The sequence below is a fragment of the Paraburkholderia sp. SARCC-3016 genome, from assembly GCF_031119615.1.
Lineage (GTDB): Bacteria > Pseudomonadota > Gammaproteobacteria > Burkholderiales > Burkholderiaceae > Paraburkholderia.
Window position 1 is genome coordinate 114488 of sequence record NZ_JAVHZD010000006.1, and the last position, 18893, is coordinate 133380.

The 18893-nt window shown below is 62.9% G+C and carries 15 protein-coding genes and 1 pseudogene; 8 read left to right on the forward strand and 8 right to left on the reverse strand.

Features of this window, described 5'->3' with window-relative positions; genetic code table 11:
* The first annotated feature begins 249 nt into the window (after positions 1–249).
* Positions 250–1242, forward strand: coding sequence for a substrate-binding domain-containing protein (locus QYH69_RS08235; protein ID WP_308831397.1), 993 nt, complete (start codon positions 250–252; stop codon positions 1240–1242).
* 28 nt (positions 1243–1270) lie between these two features.
* Here QYH69_RS08235 and QYH69_RS08240 read toward each other — a convergent pair whose 3' ends face one another.
* Positions 1271–2209 (reverse strand): SMP-30/gluconolactonase/LRE family protein, encoded by a 939-nt coding sequence (locus tag QYH69_RS08240; protein ID WP_308831398.1) that lies wholly within the window; start codon positions 2207–2209, stop codon positions 1271–1273.
* 256 nt (positions 2210–2465) lie between these two features.
* On the opposite strand from QYH69_RS08240, the gene QYH69_RS08245 reads away from it, so the two are divergent.
* The 4 genes and pseudogenes from QYH69_RS08245 to QYH69_RS08265 all read left to right on the forward strand — a co-directional run bounded on the left by QYH69_RS08245 (position 2466) and on the right by QYH69_RS08265 (position 7973).
* The gene (locus QYH69_RS08245; RefSeq protein WP_308831399.1) at positions 2466–4013 is read left to right on the forward strand and encodes an altronate dehydratase family protein; all 1548 of its coding nucleotides are present in this window, start codon (positions 2466–2468) and stop codon (positions 4011–4013) included.
* Between the two features lie 129 nt (positions 4014–4142).
* Entirely contained in the window at positions 4143–5453 is a 1311-nt protein-coding gene (locus tag QYH69_RS08250; RefSeq protein WP_308831400.1) for an MFS transporter, read from the forward strand.
* Between the two features lie 88 nt (positions 5454–5541).
* A pseudogene (locus tag QYH69_RS36035) lies at positions 5542–6754 on the forward strand (MFS transporter); the annotation flags it as partial.
* Positions 6755–6803: 49 nt separating this feature from the next.
* The gene (locus QYH69_RS08265; protein ID WP_308831403.1) at positions 6804–7973 is read left to right on the forward strand and encodes a mandelate racemase/muconate lactonizing enzyme family protein; all 1170 of its coding nucleotides are present in this window, start codon (positions 6804–6806) and stop codon (positions 7971–7973) included.
* Between the two features lie 52 nt (positions 7974–8025).
* Here QYH69_RS08265 and QYH69_RS08270 read toward each other — a convergent pair whose 3' ends face one another.
* From QYH69_RS08270 to tssB, 7 genes are all read right to left on the reverse strand, one after another.
* Complete coding sequence (locus QYH69_RS08270; RefSeq protein WP_308831404.1) at positions 8026–8301, reverse strand: PAAR domain-containing protein; 276 nt, start codon at positions 8299–8301, stop codon at positions 8026–8028.
* Positions 8302–8335: 34 nt separating this feature from the next.
* Entirely contained in the window at positions 8336–8770 is a 435-nt protein-coding gene (gene tssE, locus QYH69_RS08275) for a type VI secretion system baseplate subunit TssE (RefSeq protein WP_075158804.1), read from the reverse strand.
* Positions 8767–10584, reverse strand: coding sequence for an OmpA family protein (locus QYH69_RS08280; protein ID WP_308831405.1), 1818 nt, complete (start codon positions 10582–10584; stop codon positions 8767–8769). The genes tssE and QYH69_RS08280 overlap by 4 nt, the downstream gene beginning before the upstream one ends.
* Entirely contained in the window at positions 10548–11225 is a 678-nt protein-coding gene (locus tag QYH69_RS08285; RefSeq protein ID WP_308831406.1) for a DotU family type IV/VI secretion system protein, read from the reverse strand. The genes QYH69_RS08280 and QYH69_RS08285 overlap by 37 nt, the downstream gene beginning before the upstream one ends.
* Positions 11222–12568, reverse strand: coding sequence for a type VI secretion system baseplate subunit TssK (gene tssK, locus QYH69_RS08290; RefSeq protein ID WP_308831407.1), 1347 nt, complete (start codon positions 12566–12568; stop codon positions 11222–11224). The genes QYH69_RS08285 and tssK overlap by 4 nt, the downstream gene beginning before the upstream one ends.
* 127 nt (positions 12569–12695) lie before the next feature.
* Complete coding sequence (tssC, locus tag QYH69_RS08295) at positions 12696–14243, reverse strand: type VI secretion system contractile sheath large subunit (protein WP_308831408.1); 1548 nt, start codon at positions 14241–14243, stop codon at positions 12696–12698.
* Positions 14244–14269: 26 nt separating this feature from the next.
* The gene (tssB, locus tag QYH69_RS08300; protein ID WP_308831409.1) at positions 14270–14791 is read right to left on the reverse strand and encodes a type VI secretion system contractile sheath small subunit; all 522 of its coding nucleotides are present in this window, start codon (positions 14789–14791) and stop codon (positions 14270–14272) included.
* 290 nt (positions 14792–15081) lie between these two features.
* On the opposite strand from tssB, the gene QYH69_RS08305 reads away from it, so the two are divergent.
* The 3 genes from QYH69_RS08305 to QYH69_RS08315 are packed head-to-tail and all read left to right on the forward strand — an operon-like array spanning position 15082 to position 18832.
* The gene (locus tag QYH69_RS08305; RefSeq protein WP_308831410.1) at positions 15082–17454 is read left to right on the forward strand and encodes a type VI secretion system tip protein VgrG; all 2373 of its coding nucleotides are present in this window, start codon (positions 15082–15084) and stop codon (positions 17452–17454) included.
* Positions 17451–18317, forward strand: coding sequence for a DUF4123 domain-containing protein (locus QYH69_RS08310; RefSeq protein WP_308831411.1), 867 nt, complete (start codon positions 17451–17453; stop codon positions 18315–18317). The genes QYH69_RS08305 and QYH69_RS08310 overlap by 4 nt, the downstream gene beginning before the upstream one ends.
* Entirely contained in the window at positions 18314–18832 is a 519-nt protein-coding gene (locus QYH69_RS08315) for a DUF3304 domain-containing protein (RefSeq protein WP_308831412.1), read from the forward strand. Before QYH69_RS08310 ends, QYH69_RS08315 begins: the two co-directional genes overlap by 4 nt.
* The last annotated feature ends 61 nt before the right edge of the window (positions 18833–18893 follow it).

Consider the following 18893-nt stretch of genomic DNA (forward strand, 5'->3'; position numbering starts at 1 on the left):
CGGCGCGGACGCCGCGCAGGGCCGCGCGCCATCGGCCTGGGTGCTGTGCGCTTGCAGGGGACGCGCGCTCGGGATCTGTCGCGTCGGGCCGAAGCGTTGCTTTAGCGCGCCGTGGCAAATCGGCCCCCTGTTCAAATTTAGCTTACTAGTATAGTAACTACGGCTTCCGGCAACACCGGCGCTTGCACAAAATCCTCTGATGCAAGCGCGTTTGCGCCGACACGATAGCCGCATGCGGGAGGCGATGCGATGCGTTCCGAACTGGTCCTGCGCAGTTGGCTTCGGGTGGCGGCCTGGCTGATCGGCGCGTCTCTTCTGTCTGGCTTGCCTGTGTTGTCCGGCGTGTCCGGCAACGCCGGCATCGCGCGCGCGGCGGGTTATGGCGCGGTGCTCGCGGGCGCGCAAAGCGAATTCTGGAAAGCGATGGAAGAGGGCATCCATCAGGCGGCCGCCGAGCGCCGCGTGAACGTGGTCGTGCGCAGTCCGGTCGACGACGATCCGCAAACGACCTCGCAGAATGTGCAGCTCAAAATAGTGCGATGGATGATCGACTCCGGCGTGAAGTCGATCATCCTCGCGCCGATCCCTGTCACGAATCTCAAAACGCCCGTGCAACTGCCGGTGCCGGTCGTGTTCGTCGATCGGCCCAGCAGGGATTTCCGCGCGCTCTCGACAGTCTCGACAGACAATTACGCGGCCGGGCGCGTCGCCGCGCGCGCGCTCGAACACGTGCTGCCGCGCGGTGCGAAGGTCGCCGTGCTGAGGCTCGCGCCCGACGTCGTTTCGACCACTGCGCGCGAGCAGGGCTTCATCGATGCGGCAAAGGCGATGGGCTTCGAGATTGCCGTCGACGCGTATATCGGACACGGCATACACGAACCCGAACTGGCCGCCGTCGATGCGATCAAGTCTTATGGCCGTCCGCTCGATGCGATCTTCGCGCCGACCGACTTTGCGACGCTCGCCGCCGTGCGCGCGCTCGAGCAGCTTGCGCCGAAGCAGCGGCCGAAGATCGTCGGCTTCGATTATCGTCCGGCCTTCCGGCAGTATCTGCAGACGGGCGTGCTCTATGCAGTGATCGCGCAGGACGCGTATCAGATGGGCTACATTGCGATGCAGACGCTGCTCAAGGCCGAAGCCGGCGAAGTCGTGCCGCCGCATATCAGCATCGATGTGCTCGCGCTGACCGCGGCGAATATTACCGATCCGGCAATCGCGATCAAGCTGCGGCAATATCAGTAGGGTGTTGCGTTGCGTAACGTTGCGAGGATCAACCGCCGGGCGCACCCTGCGTGTTGACGAACACCGAATAGATCGATTGCGAGGCAGCCATGAAAAGCCGGTTGCGCGCACGGCCGCCGAAGCACAGATTCGCACAGCGCTCGGGCAGCGCGATGCGGCCGATGATCTTGCCGGCCGCGGAAATCACCATCACACCGTCGAGTTCGTCGCTGCCCATGCCCCAGCCGCACCACAGATTGCCGTCGATATCGGCGCGCATGCCGTCGATCGTCGCGGTGCCGGCATCGAAGAACACGCGGCTGCGGCCGACGCTACGGCCGTCAGCCGACATGTCGAACACATGGATCAGCCTGCCCGGCACGCCGCGCGATTCGATCACATAGAGCAGCTTTTCGTCCGGTGAAAAGCACAGGCCGTTCGGCCCTTTCAGTTCGCGTGTGACGACCGATGCCTCGCCGGTCGCGCCGTCGATGCGGTACACCGAGTGCGGCAGTTCCTGTTCGGCCTTATGGCCCTCGTAATGACCGGCAATGCCCATCGGCGGATCGGTAAACCAGATCGAGCCGTCCGATTTGACGACGAGATCATTCGGCGAATTGAGGCGCTTGCCCTCGAATGAATCGATCAGCACGGTGATGCTGCCGTCGTACTCGGTGCGCGTGACGCGCCTGCCGTGCTCGCACGTCACGAGGCGCCCCTGGCGGTCGCGCGTGTTGCCGTTCGCGAAGTTGGATGGCTTGCGAAACACGCTGACTGCGCCTGTTTCCTCGTCCCAGCGCAGCATCTGGTTGTTCGGAATATCGCTCCACAGCAGATAGCGGCCATCGCCGAACCAGACCGGCCCTTCGGTCCACCGATAGCCGGTGGCGAGCCGTTCCACGGCCGAAAAGTTGACGCGATAGGTGTCGAAGGACGGATCGATCGATATCACGCGAGGGTCGGGGTAGCGCTCGGCCTGTTGCCACATGGGTTCGCTCCTGATGCGGTGCTCGAAAAAGGACGGTCGGCGCACAGTATAAGCCGATCGAGCGCGATCAAAGTAAGCGCTTTCTCTTGAAATGCATGCGGGAATCTTCTAAAGTGGCCGACATGTCTGTTTTCGGCGCTTCCGCGCGAGCGGCTCGATGTAAAAGTCAGGCTATTCGAGCAAACGATTACTTTCGGCGACGGTGTGCAGCACGCACGCGCGCGCTGGCATCTCCCTCCTGCAAGGCCGCGAGTTCATGATCGAGCTGTCGAGCAAGACCATCAGCGGGCCGGTGATCCGGCTGCATCCCGCCGACAACGTGGTGATCGCGCGCACCGACGTCGCGATCGGCACGCCGGTGCCGTCCGAAGATTTCGTGAGCAGAAGCCAGGTCGCGGCCGGCTACAAGATCGCCGCGCGCCGCATTCGCCAGGGCGAGCCCGTGCGCAAGTACAACAACGTGATCGGCTTCGCCGCGGCCGATATCGCGCCCGGCATGCTCGTGCATGGCCACAACCTCGAGTTCCGCGAGTTCGACCGCGACTACGCGTACTGCGCGGACTACCGGCCCGTCGAGCTGCTGCCGGTCGAACGACGCGCGAGCTTTCACGGCATCGTGCGCGCGAATGGCCAGGTCGCGACACGCAACTACATCGGCGTGCTGTCGACGGTCAACTGTTCGGCCACGGTCGTGCACAAGATCGCCGAGTGGTTCACGCCCGAGCGGCTCGCCGACTATCCGAACGTCGACGGCGTGGTGGCGTTCAGCCATTCGATCGGCTGCGGCATGGAAATGAGCGGCGAGCCGATGGCGCTGTTGCGCAGAACGACGGCCGGCTACGCGCGGCATCCGAATCTCGCGGCCGCGCTGATCGTCGGACTCGGGTGCGAGCGCAACCAGTTGCAGGGCATTCTCGATCAGGAAGGGCTCGAGCGAAACGCGCGCCTCCATACGTTCACGATGCAGGAAACCGGCGGCACGCGCAAAACGATCGAAGCCGGCATCGAGGCGGTCAAGGCGCTGCTGCCTGACGCCAACCGCGTCACGCGCACGCGCGTCGATGCGAGCCATCTGACCGTGGGCCTGCAATGCGGCGGCTCGGACGGCTTCTCGTCGATCACCGCGAACCCCGCGCTCGGCGCCGCCGTGGATCTGCTCGTGCGGCACGGCGGCACGGCGATTCTTTCAGAAACCCCTGAAATTTACGGCGTCGAGCATACGCTCACCCGTCGCGCGGTGAGCCGGGAAGTCGGCGAAAAGCTGATCGAGCGCGTGCGCTGGTGGAAGGACGTCTACTCGGTGGGCCGCGACGTGCAGATCAACGGCCAGGTGAGCCCCGGCAATCAGGTGGGCGGCCTCGCGAATATCTTCGAGAAATCGCTCGGCTCGTCGATGAAGGGCGGCACGGGCCCGTTGATGGCCGTCTATCGCTATGCCGAGCCGGTGACCGGGCACGGCCTCGTATTCATGGACACGCCGGGCTTCGATCCGGTATCGGCGACGGGCCAGATTGCCGGCGGCGCGAATCTGATCGCTTTCACGACAGGCCGCGGTTCGATGTTCGGCGCGAAGCCCGTGCCGTCGCTGAAGCTCGCCACCAATACGCCGATGTACCGGCGCCTCGCGGAAGACATGGATCTGAACTGCGGCGAGATTCTCGACGGCACCGCGTCGATCGAAAGCACGGGCCGCGCGATTTTCGAAGCAATGCTGAGAACCGCGTCGGGCGAGCGCACGCGCAGCGAACTGCTCGGTCTCGGCGATTACGAATTCGTTCCGTGGCAGGTCGGCATCATGAGTTGAAGTCTGCGAGACGCCGGGTTCGCCGCCGAACGATTGCTGTAGACGCAACGAACGCTGCACAGGGTCGCCCGACAAGAGGCGCGCAGCGTGTCCCGCTCGATGGACCACCTGAACAACACGGAGACAAAGTTGAGCACGAACGGCATCGCGGTCACGTCGCCCGGCAGCGCGGCGTCGAGCAATTCGATCTACGCAAAGGTGACCTGGCGCTTCATGCCTTTGCTTTTCGTCGGCTATGTGGTCGCCTATCTCGACCGCGTCAACGTCGGCTTCGCGAAGCTGCAGATGCTGAACGATCTGCACTTCAGCGAAGCGATGTACGGCTTCGGCGCCGGCATCTTCTTCGTCGGCTACTTTTTCTTCGAGGTGCCGAGCAATCTGTTGCTTCACCGCCTCGGCGCACGGCGCTGGATCGCGCGGATCATGGTCACGTGGGCCGTGATTTCGGCGGCGACCGCATGGGTGACCTCGCCGACGATGTTCTACCTGTTGCGTTTCGTGCTCGGCATCGCGGAAGCGGGCTTTTTCCCGGGGCTCGTGCTGTATCTGACGTACTGGTTCCCGGCGCAGCGGCGCGGCAAGATGGTCGCGTTCCTGATGGCGGGCAATCCGGTGTCGGGCATCGTCGGCGGGCCGATGTCGGGCCTGATCCTGCAGCGGCTCGCGGGCCACGGCGGACTTGCCGGCTGGCAATGGCTGTTCATCATCGAGGCGCTGCCCGCGCTCGTGCTCGGCATTGTCATCTATTTCTTTCTCGACGATCGCGTCAAGGATGCGAAGTGGCTCGCGGAACACGAGCGCGAGCATATCCAGCGCGAGATCGATGCGGAAGCGCGTACCAAGAGCCATTCGTCGGTCGGGCAGACATTCTCGTCGCTCAAGGTCTGGACGTCGTGCGCGATCCTGTTCGGCATCGTGATGGGCTCGTACGCGGTCGGCTTCTGGCAGCCGACCATCATCCGCACCTCGGGCATCAAGGATCCGCTCACGATCGGCCTGCTGACCATCGTGCCTTACCTGTGCGCGCTGATTGCGATGATTCTGGTCGGCCGCCATGCGGATCGCACGCGCGAGCGCCGCTGGCATGTGGTGGTTCCGCAGCTCGTCGCGGCAAGCGGCTTCGTCGTTTGCGCTTTCGCGGGTGCGAACCCGTGGATCGCGCTCGTCGGCCTGACGATGGCGGCCACTGGCGTCGTCACCGCGTTGCCGATGTTCTGGGCGCTGCCGACGTCGTTTCTCGGCGGCGCCGGCGCCGCGGCCGGCATCGCGCTGATCAACGCGACCGGCAACCTGGCGGGCTTCGTGAGTCCCGCGGCGGTCGGATGGCTCAAGACGATGACCCATTCATTGAACTCGAGCCTGTTCCTGATCGCAGGATGCCTGTGTCTGTCCGCGCTGCTGATTCTCACGCGCATGCCGGCCACGCTCGTCAACCGCTAATCGTGCTCGAACCTGTACGCGGAAAATCCCCATGAAAACTGGCAAATATCGATACGTGGTCGCGGGTCTGCTGTTCACGGCCGGCGCGATCAACTATATGGACCGCGCGGCACTCGGCATCGTCGCGCCGATCGTCGGCAAGACGCTCGACCTGTCGCCGTCGCAACTGGGCGTGATCTTCAGCAGCTTTTTCGTCGGCTACGCGATCTTCTCGTTTCTCGGCGGTTACTTTGCCGACAAGTGGGGCACGCGGCGCGTCTTCACGTGGGCGATGGGCATCTGGTCGCTGTTTTGCGGACTGACCGCGGCCGCGACCGGTTTCGTCTCGCTGCTGCTGACGCGCGTGTTCTTCGGTATCGGCGAGGGGCCGATGAGCTCGAACACGAATCGCACGATTTCGAACTGGTTTCCGCGCCATGAGACGGCGACGATGATCGGTTTCACGTTCTCGGGGCAAACGCTCGGCAATGCGATCGCGGGGCCCGTGGTCGGCCTGATTGCCGTCGCGTTCGGCTGGCGCACGTCGTTTGTGGTGATCGCGGTGCTCGGCTTTGTCTGGCTGATCTGCTGGCGCATCTTCGTGACCGACAAGCCCGCGAAGTCGGATCGTAGCCATGTCGTTCTGTGAGCCAAGGAGTTGGTAGAATGTTTTGTCTTCCTAAGACCGCTTGGCCTCCGACTTGCTCGGCGCCTACCTGCGCCGGCCGAGCACGCTCGCGCTCGGCGCGGGGCTCTTTGCTGTGAATTACACGCAGTACGTGTTTATCTCGTGGCTGCCCAGCTACCTGACCAATGTGATGCATCTGGACCTGAAGCAGATGAGCATCGTCACGTCGATTCCATGGGTCTGCGGCGCGATCGGCTATTTCGGCGGTGGCCTCGTCGGCGACTTCGTCTACAGGCGCATGAACGATCCGGTGAAGGCGCGCAAGCTCGTGGCGACGATTCCGCTCGCGCTATCGGGTGTCGCGGTGCTCAGCATCACGTCGGCGACGTCGCTGGCCGCGGCGGTCGGCCTGATCGCGGCCGCGCTGCTATTTCTGACGGGCTCGTGCCAGTCGATCTGGGCCGTGCAGCACGAGATTCTGCCGCTGCACCGGCAAGGCGGCGTCGGCGGCTTCATCCACTTCCTGTCGAACCTGTCGGGGATCATCGGGCCCGCGTTGACCGGGGTGCTGATCCAGTACTTCGGCGGCTATCACAGCGCGTTTCTGTTCGGTGCGCTGATCGATTTCGCCGGTGTGCTCGCGATGCTGCTGTTCGTGCACAGCAAGCATCGCGTCAGCGAACGGGTGGCCGCGTAGCGGTCGAATCGAATCTGCTTTTTTTCCGGGTCGTGTCGAGGAATAGATGATGAAACAGGCTGTCGTCGAACCATCGCAGTCTGCGTGGCAGCAGGCCGCGAAGATCGTTTCAGTCGAAGCGCGCACGGTGCGCGTGCCGCTCGATCGCGTGACTTCTTTCGCGACGCGCGTGGTGGCCGCGCGCGACTACACGCTGGTACGCATCAGAACCGCCGATGGCCAGCAAGGCATCGGTTTCTGCTACGGCGGCCACCGTGCGGGCTCGCTCGTCACGCATGCAGTGCGCGAACTGTTCGGGCCGCTTTTGATCGATCGCTGCGCTGTCGACGTGGAAGGCCTGTGGCGCGAGCTTTATCAGGAGTCGCTGCTGCAAGGCCGTGCGGGTAGCGTGATGCGTGCGCTGTCGATCGTCGACGTCGCGCTATGGGACCGCAATGCGCGCGCGGCGGGCTTGCCGCTCGCGCGCTATCTCGGCGGCATGACGGCGCAGCGCGTGCCCGCTTATGCGAGCGGCGGCTATTACGTCGACGGCAAGACGCCGCAGCAGCTTGGCGAAGAACTCGCGGGCTACGTCGAAATGGGTTTTCGCGCGGTGAAAATGAAGGTCGGCCGGCTCGATCCGCGCGCGGAAGAGGCGCGCATCGCGGCCGCGCGCGCGGCGATCGGCGACAGTGTGCTGTTGATGCTCGATGCGAACAACGCATGGTCCGACGTGCCGACCGCGCTCGAATATATGCGTCGCTACGAGCGTTACGACCCATACTGGATCGAGGAGCCGTTCAGCCCCGACGATATCGAAAGCCATGCGCAACTCGCGAAGCGCACACCGGTCACGGTCGCAACGGGAGAGATCGAGGCCGGGCGCTGGCGGCATCAGGAACTGCTCGACAAGCGCGCGGCGATGATTCTGCAATCGGACGCGGCCGTGTGCGGCGGCATCAGCGAATGGCGGCGTATCGCGGCGGCCGCGGCCGGCATCGGCGCGACGATGTGTCCGCACTGGTTTCACGATCTGCACGTGCATCTGGTCGCGTCGACAGCGAATGCACGGTATGTCGAATATTTTCCGGACGACCAGGTGCTGAACTTCCGGCGGCTTGTCGATACGCAGCTCGAGTTTGCGGACGGCATGCTGAAGGTGCCGACCACGCCGGGGCTCGGCTTCGATTTCGACGCCGCCGCGCTCGAGCGCTACGCGCTCGACGGGTGGTCGTGATTCGGATTCGCGAGTGGGGCAGGTCAGCCGGACTGATTTCACCGATGTTTCGCTAGTCGCTGTAGTACAGGGTCGAGCGTGCAATCACACGGTTCATTCCATGTGGGCAATCGCACATGACGACGTCGCCATCGAGTACGCCTCGCGTATTGCCCATTCCGAACGTCTTCGCCGTCCCGAAAATCGGACCATTTTTGCCGCAGTGCCCGCACGAGGCGAGATCCATATGACGGGTGATGGGTTGCCCGTTGTCCAGCGAGGCCGGGTCGCCGTCGAGCACACAGCCGCCGGTGGTGGTGCGATTGCCTTTTACGGCCATCATTTTCATGATCGGCTCTCTATTTCCGTGTGATGCAACGCCGTCAGTCGCGATCGTGGTCTGCCGTGAGCAGCGTGAGTCGCGTCTGTCCATCGGGCGTGAAGTGCGTGCCGAACCGGACGAGGCCCGCCTGATGCAGATGGCAGCTCATCGTGAAGCTCAGCAGCATGCCTGGTTCGGTATCTTCGACGGCGATGTCGATCGATCTCACGCGCGGTTCGTATTTCAGCAGTGTTGCTTCAATCGTGCGCCGGAGCTCGTGCGCGGAAGAGGGCAGGTGGCGATAGATTTCGGACAGGTCGTCGAGTCCATAGTCGGGCAGGTGCGCGAGCCCGTTGCGGCGACTGTTCAGGATGCGCTGGACGTTATCCCGGACCGACAGGAAGGTTTGCGTTGCAGGGTCGAACTCGTCGATGGCGGCACCGTTCGCGAAGTACCCCGTGACCGCTTCGAACAGTCCTGGTCCGCCGCGTGTCATGCCCATACCCCGGTCATCGCATCGAACCCGATCGCCATGCGATCTTCTTCGGAGATCTTCCATGAACAGGCCGGCTGGCCCCGGCGGGGTAAATCATTGCGACTGTCGCGTGTATCGCGACAGTCGGGGACGAGCGTGATTTCCACGCGGCGGTTGGCCGCGCGCCCTGCCTCGGTCTCGTTGGACATCTTCGGCCGGGTATCGCCATACCCCTGGATCGCGAAATGCGATACCGGAAGGCCCGATGCGTCCGCGAGCCAGTCGCGCACGGATGCCGCACGGGCCACCGACAGCGTGAGATTGGCGGCCGGGCTACCCGCCGAATCGGTGTGACCGGCGACGAGCACGCGTTTGTCCGGATGCGCCCTGATCATGTCCAGCGCTGCGACAAGCAGACGGTTCGAACCGGGGTTCAGTGCGGCGCTGCCGGTGCGAAACAAGGAGAGGCTGTCGAGTTCTATCGTCGAGGGCGGCGGTGCCGGTGGCTGATAGCTGGCGATCAGATCGTTCGCGAGCGGCAGGAGCGGAGCGCCGCGGTAGAAACCGAGGCCTATTCGCGGCGGCACACCGGAATTCGCGTAGTGTTCAAGCGCATCGCGGTCGCGTTTGACGGCGTTCAGGGCATCGATGCGCGCGGCATCCCGGGCGGGCGCAATGGCCCTGTAGCGATCCATGTCACCGACCACGCGCTCGACCAGCGTGCGGTTCTGCCAGGCCGAAGCGGCTGCGGCCGCGCAGAAGCATGCCGCGAGCCAGACAAAGGCATGAGCCAGCGCGCGAGGCAATGCGCGCCGCGCAGGCTGAAGCGCAATGCCGTGGATCAACGGCTCCGGCAGCGGACAACGCGACCGGGCGCGGTTCGTGACGGGCACAGTGAGGCCGGTCGCGGATGCGGCGAACTGGCCAAAGAGCGAGTCAGGTGCGGGGCGACCTTCGATTGTCGTTACTCCAAAAGCGGCGACCCGCAGTGGAGGGCTGTTGCGCTGCGCGTCGACGAGTGGGGGCAGGACGACATCGCAGGCCCAGCGTGTGAGGCCGTCAAGCTGTGCCGCACGGTGCGCGCGAGGCTCCCGGCTTAGCGGATTCGCCGTGCGGATGTACGCCGCGACGCGCGAAGCCACCAGCGTAACGAGGCTGTCGGTTCGCAGCGGCTCGCCGCTGGAAACGCCAAACCACGGGCACTCGTCAGGCGCGCGCCGGATTTCTTCCGCGTAGACGGCGATGCATACCGGCAGGCGGTAACCAACCGCGCGGCCCGCCTCGCCAATGGCGGAGCGCCAGCGCTTCAGGGTCGCAGCCAGACTCGACTGGCTGACTGTCCTGTCAGCGAGGATCATACACGCGACCGCATCCGGCCCCTGTCCGTCGCGCCAGCGTTTGAGTGCGTCGGCAAGGTGCACGAGGCGTGCCGGCTCCTCGCAGCGTATCCAGATCGCGCGGTCCGTAATGCGCAGAAGGTCCGTGCCGAACGCATCGGCGAGCGGTCCGTTTTCTTCGCTCACAGCGATCACCAGCGGCGTATTGCGCTTGATGCCGGAGGGGAGCGAGGCGAGCGCGGTGTCGATGGCGGAAAGAACATGCCGTGTGGCGTCGCGCCGGGCTCGTATGCGCCTCGTCGCGATCGCGATGGCGGCGAGCGCCGCGAATGCCGCCAGGACGGCGACGAAGACGTTCCATCCAGACGACCATGGCGAGCACAGTGCCAGCCAGATCAGTGCAAGGATCGCGACCCAGGCAGTCAGCGTTCGATATGGATAGCCAGTCAAGTTGCGCCCCGTCAGTGGATTATCCGGGCGATCGAGGCCGTGAGCCACTGATCAAGAGCGACATAAATCACACTCGCGCACACGGTTGCGATCACGACCCACGCGAGCGGTGAAAGGTTGCTGAACCGGCGACGGCTGTTACCCGTTCTGACGACAACGGGGCCGGACGTGTCGCTGCTCTCGCCATGACGACCCAGGCGCTCATCAAGCGCGCGCATGAGTGCCGCGCGTGCATCGCGACCGTCCAGTGCGAATTTGCCCCTGAACCCGAGGTCGAGCACTGCGGCGAAGATCGCGAGCAACGGCAGTACCGGCTGCGGTTGCGCGAGACGCCGTTCGATACGCGCGATCAGTTCCTCGCCCGCATCGTGACTCTGGAACTCGCTCACCTGCAGCGGCTCGCGTTCCCAGGCATTGCGATCGACGCCCTTCAGGCTGCTGAGCGCGGCTTCGTCGAGCAGCGCACACTGTGCGTAGGCGGCGTCCTCAATGACGTCGCGTGGGTGGCCGGCAGTGGTCAGTTCGGACCTCAGGCGTTCGACCTGTTCGACACATTTCCGGCGGAACGTGTCGAAGGTGGTTGGCATCGCGTCGCCGGCGAGCGCGGTGACGGTCAACGCCGTATCTCGCAAGGCGACCGGGAGCAACGGTAGGGGCACGGTCGGGTTCGCAGCGGCGTACGAGCTCATGTTGGCAGTACCGCATGGAGTTCAAGCGACACGTCCGGAATCGACGCCGGCACATAGAACTGGCATGCGCGCGCAGCGACCATCCGTTTGAAAGCGGCGTGGGTGCTGTCGAGCGCGAAATACTGGTTCTCGATGCGGATCGGGATCGCGGCGGGCAGGCGCGACATCGGCCGCAGTGGAATGCCTGGCAGCGCTGAGTTGACGATCTGCTCGACTTCATCGGGCGCGCCGGCCTTGCACAGGCGGGGCAACTGCTCGAGCAACGCGTGCGCCGGCAGCCCCGACTGCACTGACAGGTAGTAGTCGGCGCCGTCGACGAGCCGTTCGTCATGGATTTTTCCGATCCAGACCGAGGCTCTTGCGCGCTCGAGCACGATGGGCACGACGCGCGATGGGATCACCGTGTCGAGCAGCGTGCGGATCAGCGATTCCAGCTCGGCGAACACAGGCTCCGGAGCGTGATGGTCGTACGGCGGAATCGCCTGCAGCGTTTCCGCCGTCGAGAATGTGAGCAGCGATCCGGCGAGGCGCGAGAGCACGCCGTACAGCCGCTCCGGGTGCTGGTCCGGCGCCTGACAGAGGCGCGCGAGATCCGGCCACGTGCTGTTCACGCTATGCAGCAGCCAGAACAGGGACACGTCGGCGACGGCGTAATCGGCAATCTGGTCGGAGCGCTCGCGACGGCGCACCGCGAGGCTCGCGCTTTTGGCGCTCAGGATTTCGGAAAGGCGATTCATGCGGCCGACCAGTTGGGTGCTGGCAGACAGCAGCAGGCAGGGCGGCACGAATGCCGTGTCGATCTCGAAACGGCCTTGTGCATTCCTCACGAACCGGCCGACCGGACAGGTCACGTAGTCGCCGAGTTCCTCGAAATCGAACAGTAGCGCGAGTGCATGCCGTTCCACGCTGATTTCTTCCTTGCCGTCGCCGAGAATATCGGCGACCTGCAGGTATTCGCGCGCGAACCGGCGGGGCCGCGCTGGCTTCTGGTCCTCCCCGATGCAGTTTGCTCCCTGTGCATCGAGGAGCGGCAGGCCCGCCAGCACCACGACGGTCTCCGTCCGGGCGGGCACGTCACCGAGATTTCGTGCTCCGGGCAGCCAGTCTGCGGTTTCGGTGTCGATGAACGTGCCGTCGGGCAGACGCAGATCGAGAGCAGCGAGCTGAATGCGATCGATGGACAGCGCCTGGGTGTCGAATGCGACGCGACTTACCCCCCAAGGGTCGGGACTGGCAATGCGTGCGGTGCGCTCGTCGGCGAACTGGCCCCACAGAGCCTGCTGCTGGAAATGTTGGGGCGTCATGAAAACCCCTTTGGCCCACAGCGGTCTTGTTATCTTCATCGTGACTGGTTTGTGCGCGAAGCGATGCAACAGTCGTCATCGGCTCCGCATGGAATGCGAGCCACGCGATGGCTTGCATTCCATCGGCGCGGCAGAATTGGCTTACGTGCAAAGTGGCGACGGAGGTTCAGGTCTTCGCTTTCGGCATCTGCGAGACGAGCGACAGATTGATGTCCATCCCCTCGACCTGGAAATGCGGCACGATGAACAGCTTGATTCGGAAAAATCCTGGGTTGTCCTCGATATCCTCGACGATCACGTTCGCCTCACGCAGCGGGTGCGACGCCTGGAGGTCATCGCCGGGATCGGTCATCTCGGTGACGAGCGACTTGACCCACGTGTTCAGTTCGAGTTCAAGCAGACGCCGATCCTTGGTCGTGCCGATGTTCTCGCGCTGAATCAGTTTCAGGTAGTGCGCGATGCGCGAGAGCAGGAAGATATATGGCAAACGCGCATTGACCCGGCTGTTCGCGGTGGCTTCCTTCGTCTCATACAATGTGGGCTTCTGCGCCGAGTGGGCGGAGAAGAAGCACGCGAAGTCGTGATTCTTGTAGTACGACAGCGGGATGAAACCGAGGTTGGCGAATTCGAATTCGCGCGTCTCCGGAATCAGTACCTCGCTCGGGATTTTCGCCTGGTTGCCGGTGCCCAGGTCGTACAGGTGGATCGGCAGGTCTTCGACGAGGCCGCCTGCCTGCGGGCCGCGAATCTGCACACACCAGCCGTTTCTGATAAAGCTTTTGACCATGTTCGCCGCAAATGCGAACGAGGCGTTCGCCCACAGGTAGCGCGTATGGTCCGGGCCCTTGACACCTTCCTCGTAATTGAACGCGCGCACCGGTGTCGTCTCCGGGCCGTAAGGCAGACGTGCGAGGAAGCGCGGCAGCGTGAGGCCGATATACCGGGAATCGTCCGACTCGCGAAAACTCTTCCACTTCAGGTATTCGGCACGATCGAAGTAGTTGCCGATATCGCGGATGCTGGCGACTTCTTCCATCGACTCCTTGCCGAAGAACTTCGGCGAAACTGAACCGATGAACGGCATGTGCGCAGCGGCGGACACCTTCGAGATATTGCGCAGCAGGGCGATGTCCTGCGGGCTGCGGTCGAACTCGTAGTTCGAGATGATCGAGCCGATCGGCTGACCACCCGGCGTGTCGTATTCCTGGATGTACGTGTGCAGGTACAGCCCGCTCTGGATCACTTCGGGCGTATCGTCGAAGTCCTGCCGCAGCGCTTCCTTCGATACGTCGAGCACTTCGATTCTGACGTTCTTGCGGAAGTCGGTTCGATCAACGAGGAACTTCAAGCCACGCCATGCCGACTCGATCTGCTGGAACGTCTCGTTGTGCATGATCATATCGAGCTGCCCGCTGATCTGCTGGTCGAGATGTTCGATATGAAAATCAAGCAGGCTCTTGTCCAGACGATCGACCTGCTGGGACGCGTTCTGGATCATCTCGAGGAATACGCGCATCCCCTGCGCGATGCGTTCGTCCAGCGACGATTCCGATAGCGTGTCTGCGCTCTGGAACGAATCGAACGGTCGGGTCGCGGTGACCGGCGTCAGGTTGATTTTTTCGCAGAGAGACTCATAGACGCTCCTGCCGGGCACATCCAGTACGACCGTATCTATTGCCGCCGATTCAGTGTGTTGGATTACGTCTCTAGCCATGATGCATGAATCCTCGTAATCGGAGGTTACTGACTGCAATGCAATGCGGCATTCGGCTCGGATTCGCCGATTTTCTTCAGATCGATGCGCAGTCGCTCAGACAAATCCGGGTTCTTTAGGATCTTTTCGAGTTCGCGACGAAATGCCGCGTTATCCAGAAGGTTGTATTTCAGATCACGCAGCAGATTGCGGGCAGCCATTAATGCTCGCAATTCAGGGACCTTCCTGGCCACCACGTCTGGCTTGAAATCGTCCATCGACAGGAATTCGAGTTCGACCGGCAGTTCCGAGCCGTTGCCCGCCATGGTGTTCTCCACGGCGATCCTCGCCTTTGGCCGGTATTGCGCAAGCACGGCGTTGAAGTTGTTCCGGTTGATGTCCACCCTGGTGCGCTCCGCCAGGCTGCGCGTATCGCGACCGTTGCCGTAGTCGCCCATCACCAGCAGCTTGAGTGGCAGTTCGACCTTCTGCTGGGCGCCGCCGGTGTGCAGGTCCAGCTTCAGATTTATACGTGCCTTCGGCACCTCATTCTGAAAATTCGCGCTCATCCCGAATCCTTTTTCTTTGATTTGACATTTGTAACGGTTTTTATATGGCGATCAATTGAATCAGGATCGATCTGATGCAGATAAATAGCACGGAACGACGGATTTCCGGAATAGGGGAGATGTAAAGGTTTGTCAAAATTAGCCGCTCATTAAAAATTTATCCAAATAAAGCGCTATGCGGCTTCACAGCGTTGTGAAAAGCGTTTACCTTTTCCGCCCGAATAACCGCTTTAAGAAAAGTGATGGGTCGATGAAGTGAATTAAGGCAGCGCAACGAATGGGAAAGAGCAATGGCCGACCTGATTGATGCCCTGAAAGAAGTCCCCTTGGACAATGACCGCGCGACGTGCGCGAAGGATCTCAAGGCGCTCGCCGGAAGGCAGTCGTATTTCCTCGACGTGCCCGGCACCGCGAATGCGAAGCATCTGTCGGTCGTCTCGTTCAACGCTGTCGAGCGCATGGGCGAGCCGTACCGGATCACGATCGAGCTCACGCATCCCGACAGGCTTTCCCGTTCGGACTATCTCGGGCGCGACGCCACCTTTACGATCGCGCCAGCCGATGGCAGCGAGCCACGGGTGTTTTCGGGGTGCGTCACGCGCTTCTCGAAAACGAAGACGACGAAAGACTTCAGCAGCTACCGGTTCGTCGTCGAGGCGCATATCGCACGTCTGAACGTCACACGTACGAGCCGCATCTACCAGCATCAGACTGCGCCGCAGATCATCGAGTCGATCCTGCGCCGTCGAGGGTTCAAGGGCCACCAGTTCGTGTTCAAACTGCGCCGGCAGTATCCCCGGCACAAGTTCCGCTTCCAGTACCAGATCGCGGACTGGCCGTACATTCACGTCCTGATGGAGCAGGAAGGGATCTACTGCTACATCGTGCCGGGCGAGCATGGCGACATCGTCGTGTTTGGCGACGATATCGACCACTACGTCTACCAGCCGGAACTGAAGGTGCGCTATCGCGAGATCTCGGGAATGGAGTCCGGCGTCGAGGCCGTGTTTGCGTTGCAGACGCATGTGCAGAGCGTACCGGAATCGTTTCTGGTTGCCGACTACAACCCCGACCAGGCCTGGGAGCGCTTCAGGGCTGAAGCGAACGTGGCCAGCAAGGACACGACGACCTACGGCCAGCCCTATATCTACGGCACCCATCACCTCGATCGGGACGGCGCGAAATGGGAGGCGCAACTGCGCCATGAGGCTGCGATTGCCTGGCAGGTCGTGTACGAAGGCGAGAGCAACGCGCTTGGGTTACGCCCCGGGCGAATCCTGCAGATGGACGAGAGCCTGCCCGACGCGCCGGGCGGGCAGGTCGTGATCGAGGTCGTGCATAGCGGTGCGCGCGATGAGGCTTACCGCAATACGTACAAGGCAATTCCGTCTGACCGGCGCTTCCGCCTGAAGCTCGAGGATGACGGGTGGCCGAAGATCGGCGGCACGTTGAGCGCACGGGTCACGTCGCCAGGCCAGTACAAATACGCGTACCTGACACAGGATGGCCACTACACGGTCCGCTTCGACTGCGATTTTGACGAATGGAATCCGGGCGGCGAGAGCGTGCCGTTGCGGCTGGCGAAGCCCTTCGCCGGTAAATTGCAGACGGGCTTTCACTTCCCGGCGCTGGACGGTGACGAAGCGGTGCTGGAATTCCGGGACGGCGATCCGAACAAGCCTTATATCTCGCAATTCCATCACAACAGCCAGCAGTCCGACCTGATCACGAATCAGCAGCGATGGCTTTCGCGCAACGTGATTCGCACGCAGAGCAATAACAAGCTGCGCTTCGAGGACTGGCAGGGCGAGGAAGGCATCAAGCTATCAACCGAGCATTCGGGCAAGAGCCAGTTGAATCTCGGTTATCTGGTGGACCGCAAGAAGCAGAAGCGTGGCGAGGGTGTCGAGCTTCGTACGTCGGGGTACGGTGCGATCCGCGCCGGTGGGGGGCAGCTCATCACCGCTTATGATCGCCCGGCCGCAAACGGCAAGCAGCTCGACATGCAGGAGACCATCGCGCAGCTTGAACGCGCGCTGGAGATTGCGAAGGCGTTAGCGGCGTCGGCGAACACGGCGAAGGCTATCCCTGCGGATACCGATGCACAGAAGCAGATGAACGACGAACTGGACGGGCTGAAGCGGCCCGGCCTTCTGGCGAGCGCGGCGGCATCGATCGGTGTCGTAGCGGGGTCGGGCGTGCAGGTAGCGGCGCAGGGCACCATTTCGGCGGTGGCGGGCAAGAATCTCGACGTGAGCGCGGCGAAGTGCTTCACGCTGGCGGTGGGTGAACTGGTGTCGGTATTCGCGCAGAAGTTCGGCATCCGAGCTTTCGCGGCGAAGGGGCCAGTGCAGATTCAGGCGCAGAGCGATGCGATGTCGCTGCTGGCCGAAAAAGACGTCACGCTGGCGAGCGCAAACGGTACGGTACGCGTCAGCGCGAAGAAGGAACTCATCCTGGAATGCGGCGGCGCATTCGTCCAGTTGAAGGACGGCAACATCACGCTCGGCGGCCCTGGCGATCTGTTCCTCAAGATCAGTACGATCCAGAAGCAGGGGCCCGCGTCTCTCGACACGATCGCGTCGCTACCCGAACCGGGAAATTTCTGCCTTGCCTGTTTCCTGCGGGCCGCGCGTACCGGTGGCGCGGCGGTAAGCGTATGAACATGTTGACCCGCTCCGAAGAATGCTTCTTTCTGTTTGATGGCGCACTGTTGCACGGTACACCGCAACACGCCTGGTTGCTGGAACAGCCGTGGACCGTCTGTCTGTATGACGACCTGGGCGAGCAGGCCAGGCTGGTTGGGCCCCTGTTGCTGCCCGCTTCCGTGGACGGAGGAGAGCTGGCGCAGGCGCTGGCGACCGCCGGTAGTTCGCAACGGTTTGCGTGCAGCCGGTTGACCTGCCGCCAGTCGCCGGAAGCGCTCGAGCGACATCTACGCGATCTGCGTTATCTGCAGGCGGGCGAGGCCCAGCGCTACTACTTCCGGTATGGCGATGGCCGCGCGCTGGCAGCTGTCTGGTCCACGTTGACGCCAGAGCAGCAGCTTGCCGCGATGGGTCCGATCTTGTCGTGGGAGTACGTCGATCATGGGGAAGCGCTGACCGCGATCACGGCAACCGCGATATCGCCGGATCGGGGCGTGGCAGGACTGCCGTTGCGCCTTGCACCCGCGCAATGGCATCAGGTGCTGGAGACCGGACGCATCGGCGAGCTTTTCGAGAGCACCGGACAACTGCTGTCGCCAGATGTGGAAGATCACTCGCCTGCGCAACGCCATGAGTGGACAAGGCAGACATGGCATTGGCTACGCAGCCTGAAACTCGAGCCGGGGCCGTTGTACGCAGCCGTGAACCTTGCCATGTGGCAGACGGCGGGGGCAATCAAGGGTGTTCCGGCATTCGAAGCCGCACTGAGCGAGGCCAGGAACGACGGCGACCTCGCCCGTATTCTCGCCTGGGGCACGACGGGCGGAAATGAAGGATCAAGGGGCAAGCCCGGTGAACGCGAGGGGCGGGGCGCATGAAACACCAGAACCTGTTTCGCTTCTATGCAGGACTGCTGCTGGTGTTGTGCATCGGTGTTGCCGCATGCCGGCAACACGACCCCGCCGAAGACGGAATGCCCGTCACTTTGACCGGCATCGATCACCTTGCCGATCACCTGAGTGTGCAGGAGTTTTCGGTCGACGGCACGAGCGGTGCCCAGGCGGGCAAGGGTGGCACCACCGTGTGCTGCGTGATGCTGCCGTACAAATGGCATCCGGATACAAAAGTGACGGTGCGCTGGAACGTCACGAACTGGCGTGACTGCAAGGGCGACGAATACGAGGCCGTGGTGCCGGTGGAAAAGTACGATGAGCCTGACCACATGTGGGTGCATTTTCTGGCTGACGGCAAGGTGCGGGTGGTGTCATCCGCTTACGGTGCGGCGAAAGCCAACGCGCCAGGCTCGAGGCACCCGGTGAAAGATCCGATTCCGAAGAAGCATCCGTGGGACGACTATCCCCCGTTTGTCCACTGCAAGAAAAGTTTTGAGTAGGCCGGGAAAGGAAGGACACCATGACAACACTGCCCGAACAGGAAATTCCCGTCGCGATCGA

Bases quoted from the DNA above. Each gene is read 5' to 3' on its own strand.
- QYH69_RS08235 (WP_308831397.1), top strand. From the start codon at position 250: ATGCGTTCCGAACTGGTCCTGCGCAGTTGGCTTCGGGTGGCGGCCTGG.
- QYH69_RS08240 (WP_308831398.1), bottom strand. From the start codon at position 2,209: ATGTGGCAACAGGCCGAGCGCTACCCCGACCCTCGCGTGATATCGATC.
- QYH69_RS08245 (WP_308831399.1), top strand. From the start codon at position 2,466: ATGATCGAGCTGTCGAGCAAGACCATCAGCGGGCCGGTGATCCGGCTG.
- QYH69_RS08265 (WP_308831403.1), top strand. From the start codon at position 6,804: ATGATGAAACAGGCTGTCGTCGAACCATCGCAGTCTGCGTGGCAGCAG.
- QYH69_RS08270 (WP_308831404.1), bottom strand. From the start codon at position 8,301: ATGAAAATGATGGCCGTAAAAGGCAATCGCACCACCACCGGCGGCTGT.
- tssE (WP_075158804.1), bottom strand. From the start codon at position 8,770: ATGACACGCGGCGGACCAGGACTGTTCGAAGCGGTCACGGGGTACTTC.
- QYH69_RS08285 (WP_308831406.1), bottom strand. From the start codon at position 11,225: ATGAGCTCGTACGCCGCTGCGAACCCGACCGTGCCCCTACCGTTGCTC.
- tssK (WP_308831407.1), bottom strand. From the start codon at position 12,568: ATGAAGATAACAAGACCGCTGTGGGCCAAAGGGGTTTTCATGACGCCC.
- tssC (WP_308831408.1), bottom strand. From the start codon at position 14,243: ATGGCTAGAGACGTAATCCAACACACTGAATCGGCGGCAATAGATACG.
- tssB (WP_308831409.1), bottom strand. From the start codon at position 14,791: ATGAGCGCGAATTTTCAGAATGAGGTGCCGAAGGCACGTATAAATCTG.
- QYH69_RS08305 (WP_308831410.1), top strand. From the start codon at position 15,082: ATGGCCGACCTGATTGATGCCCTGAAAGAAGTCCCCTTGGACAATGAC.
- QYH69_RS08310 (WP_308831411.1), top strand. From the start codon at position 17,451: ATGAACATGTTGACCCGCTCCGAAGAATGCTTCTTTCTGTTTGATGGC.
- QYH69_RS08315 (WP_308831412.1), top strand. From the start codon at position 18,314: ATGAAACACCAGAACCTGTTTCGCTTCTATGCAGGACTGCTGCTGGTG.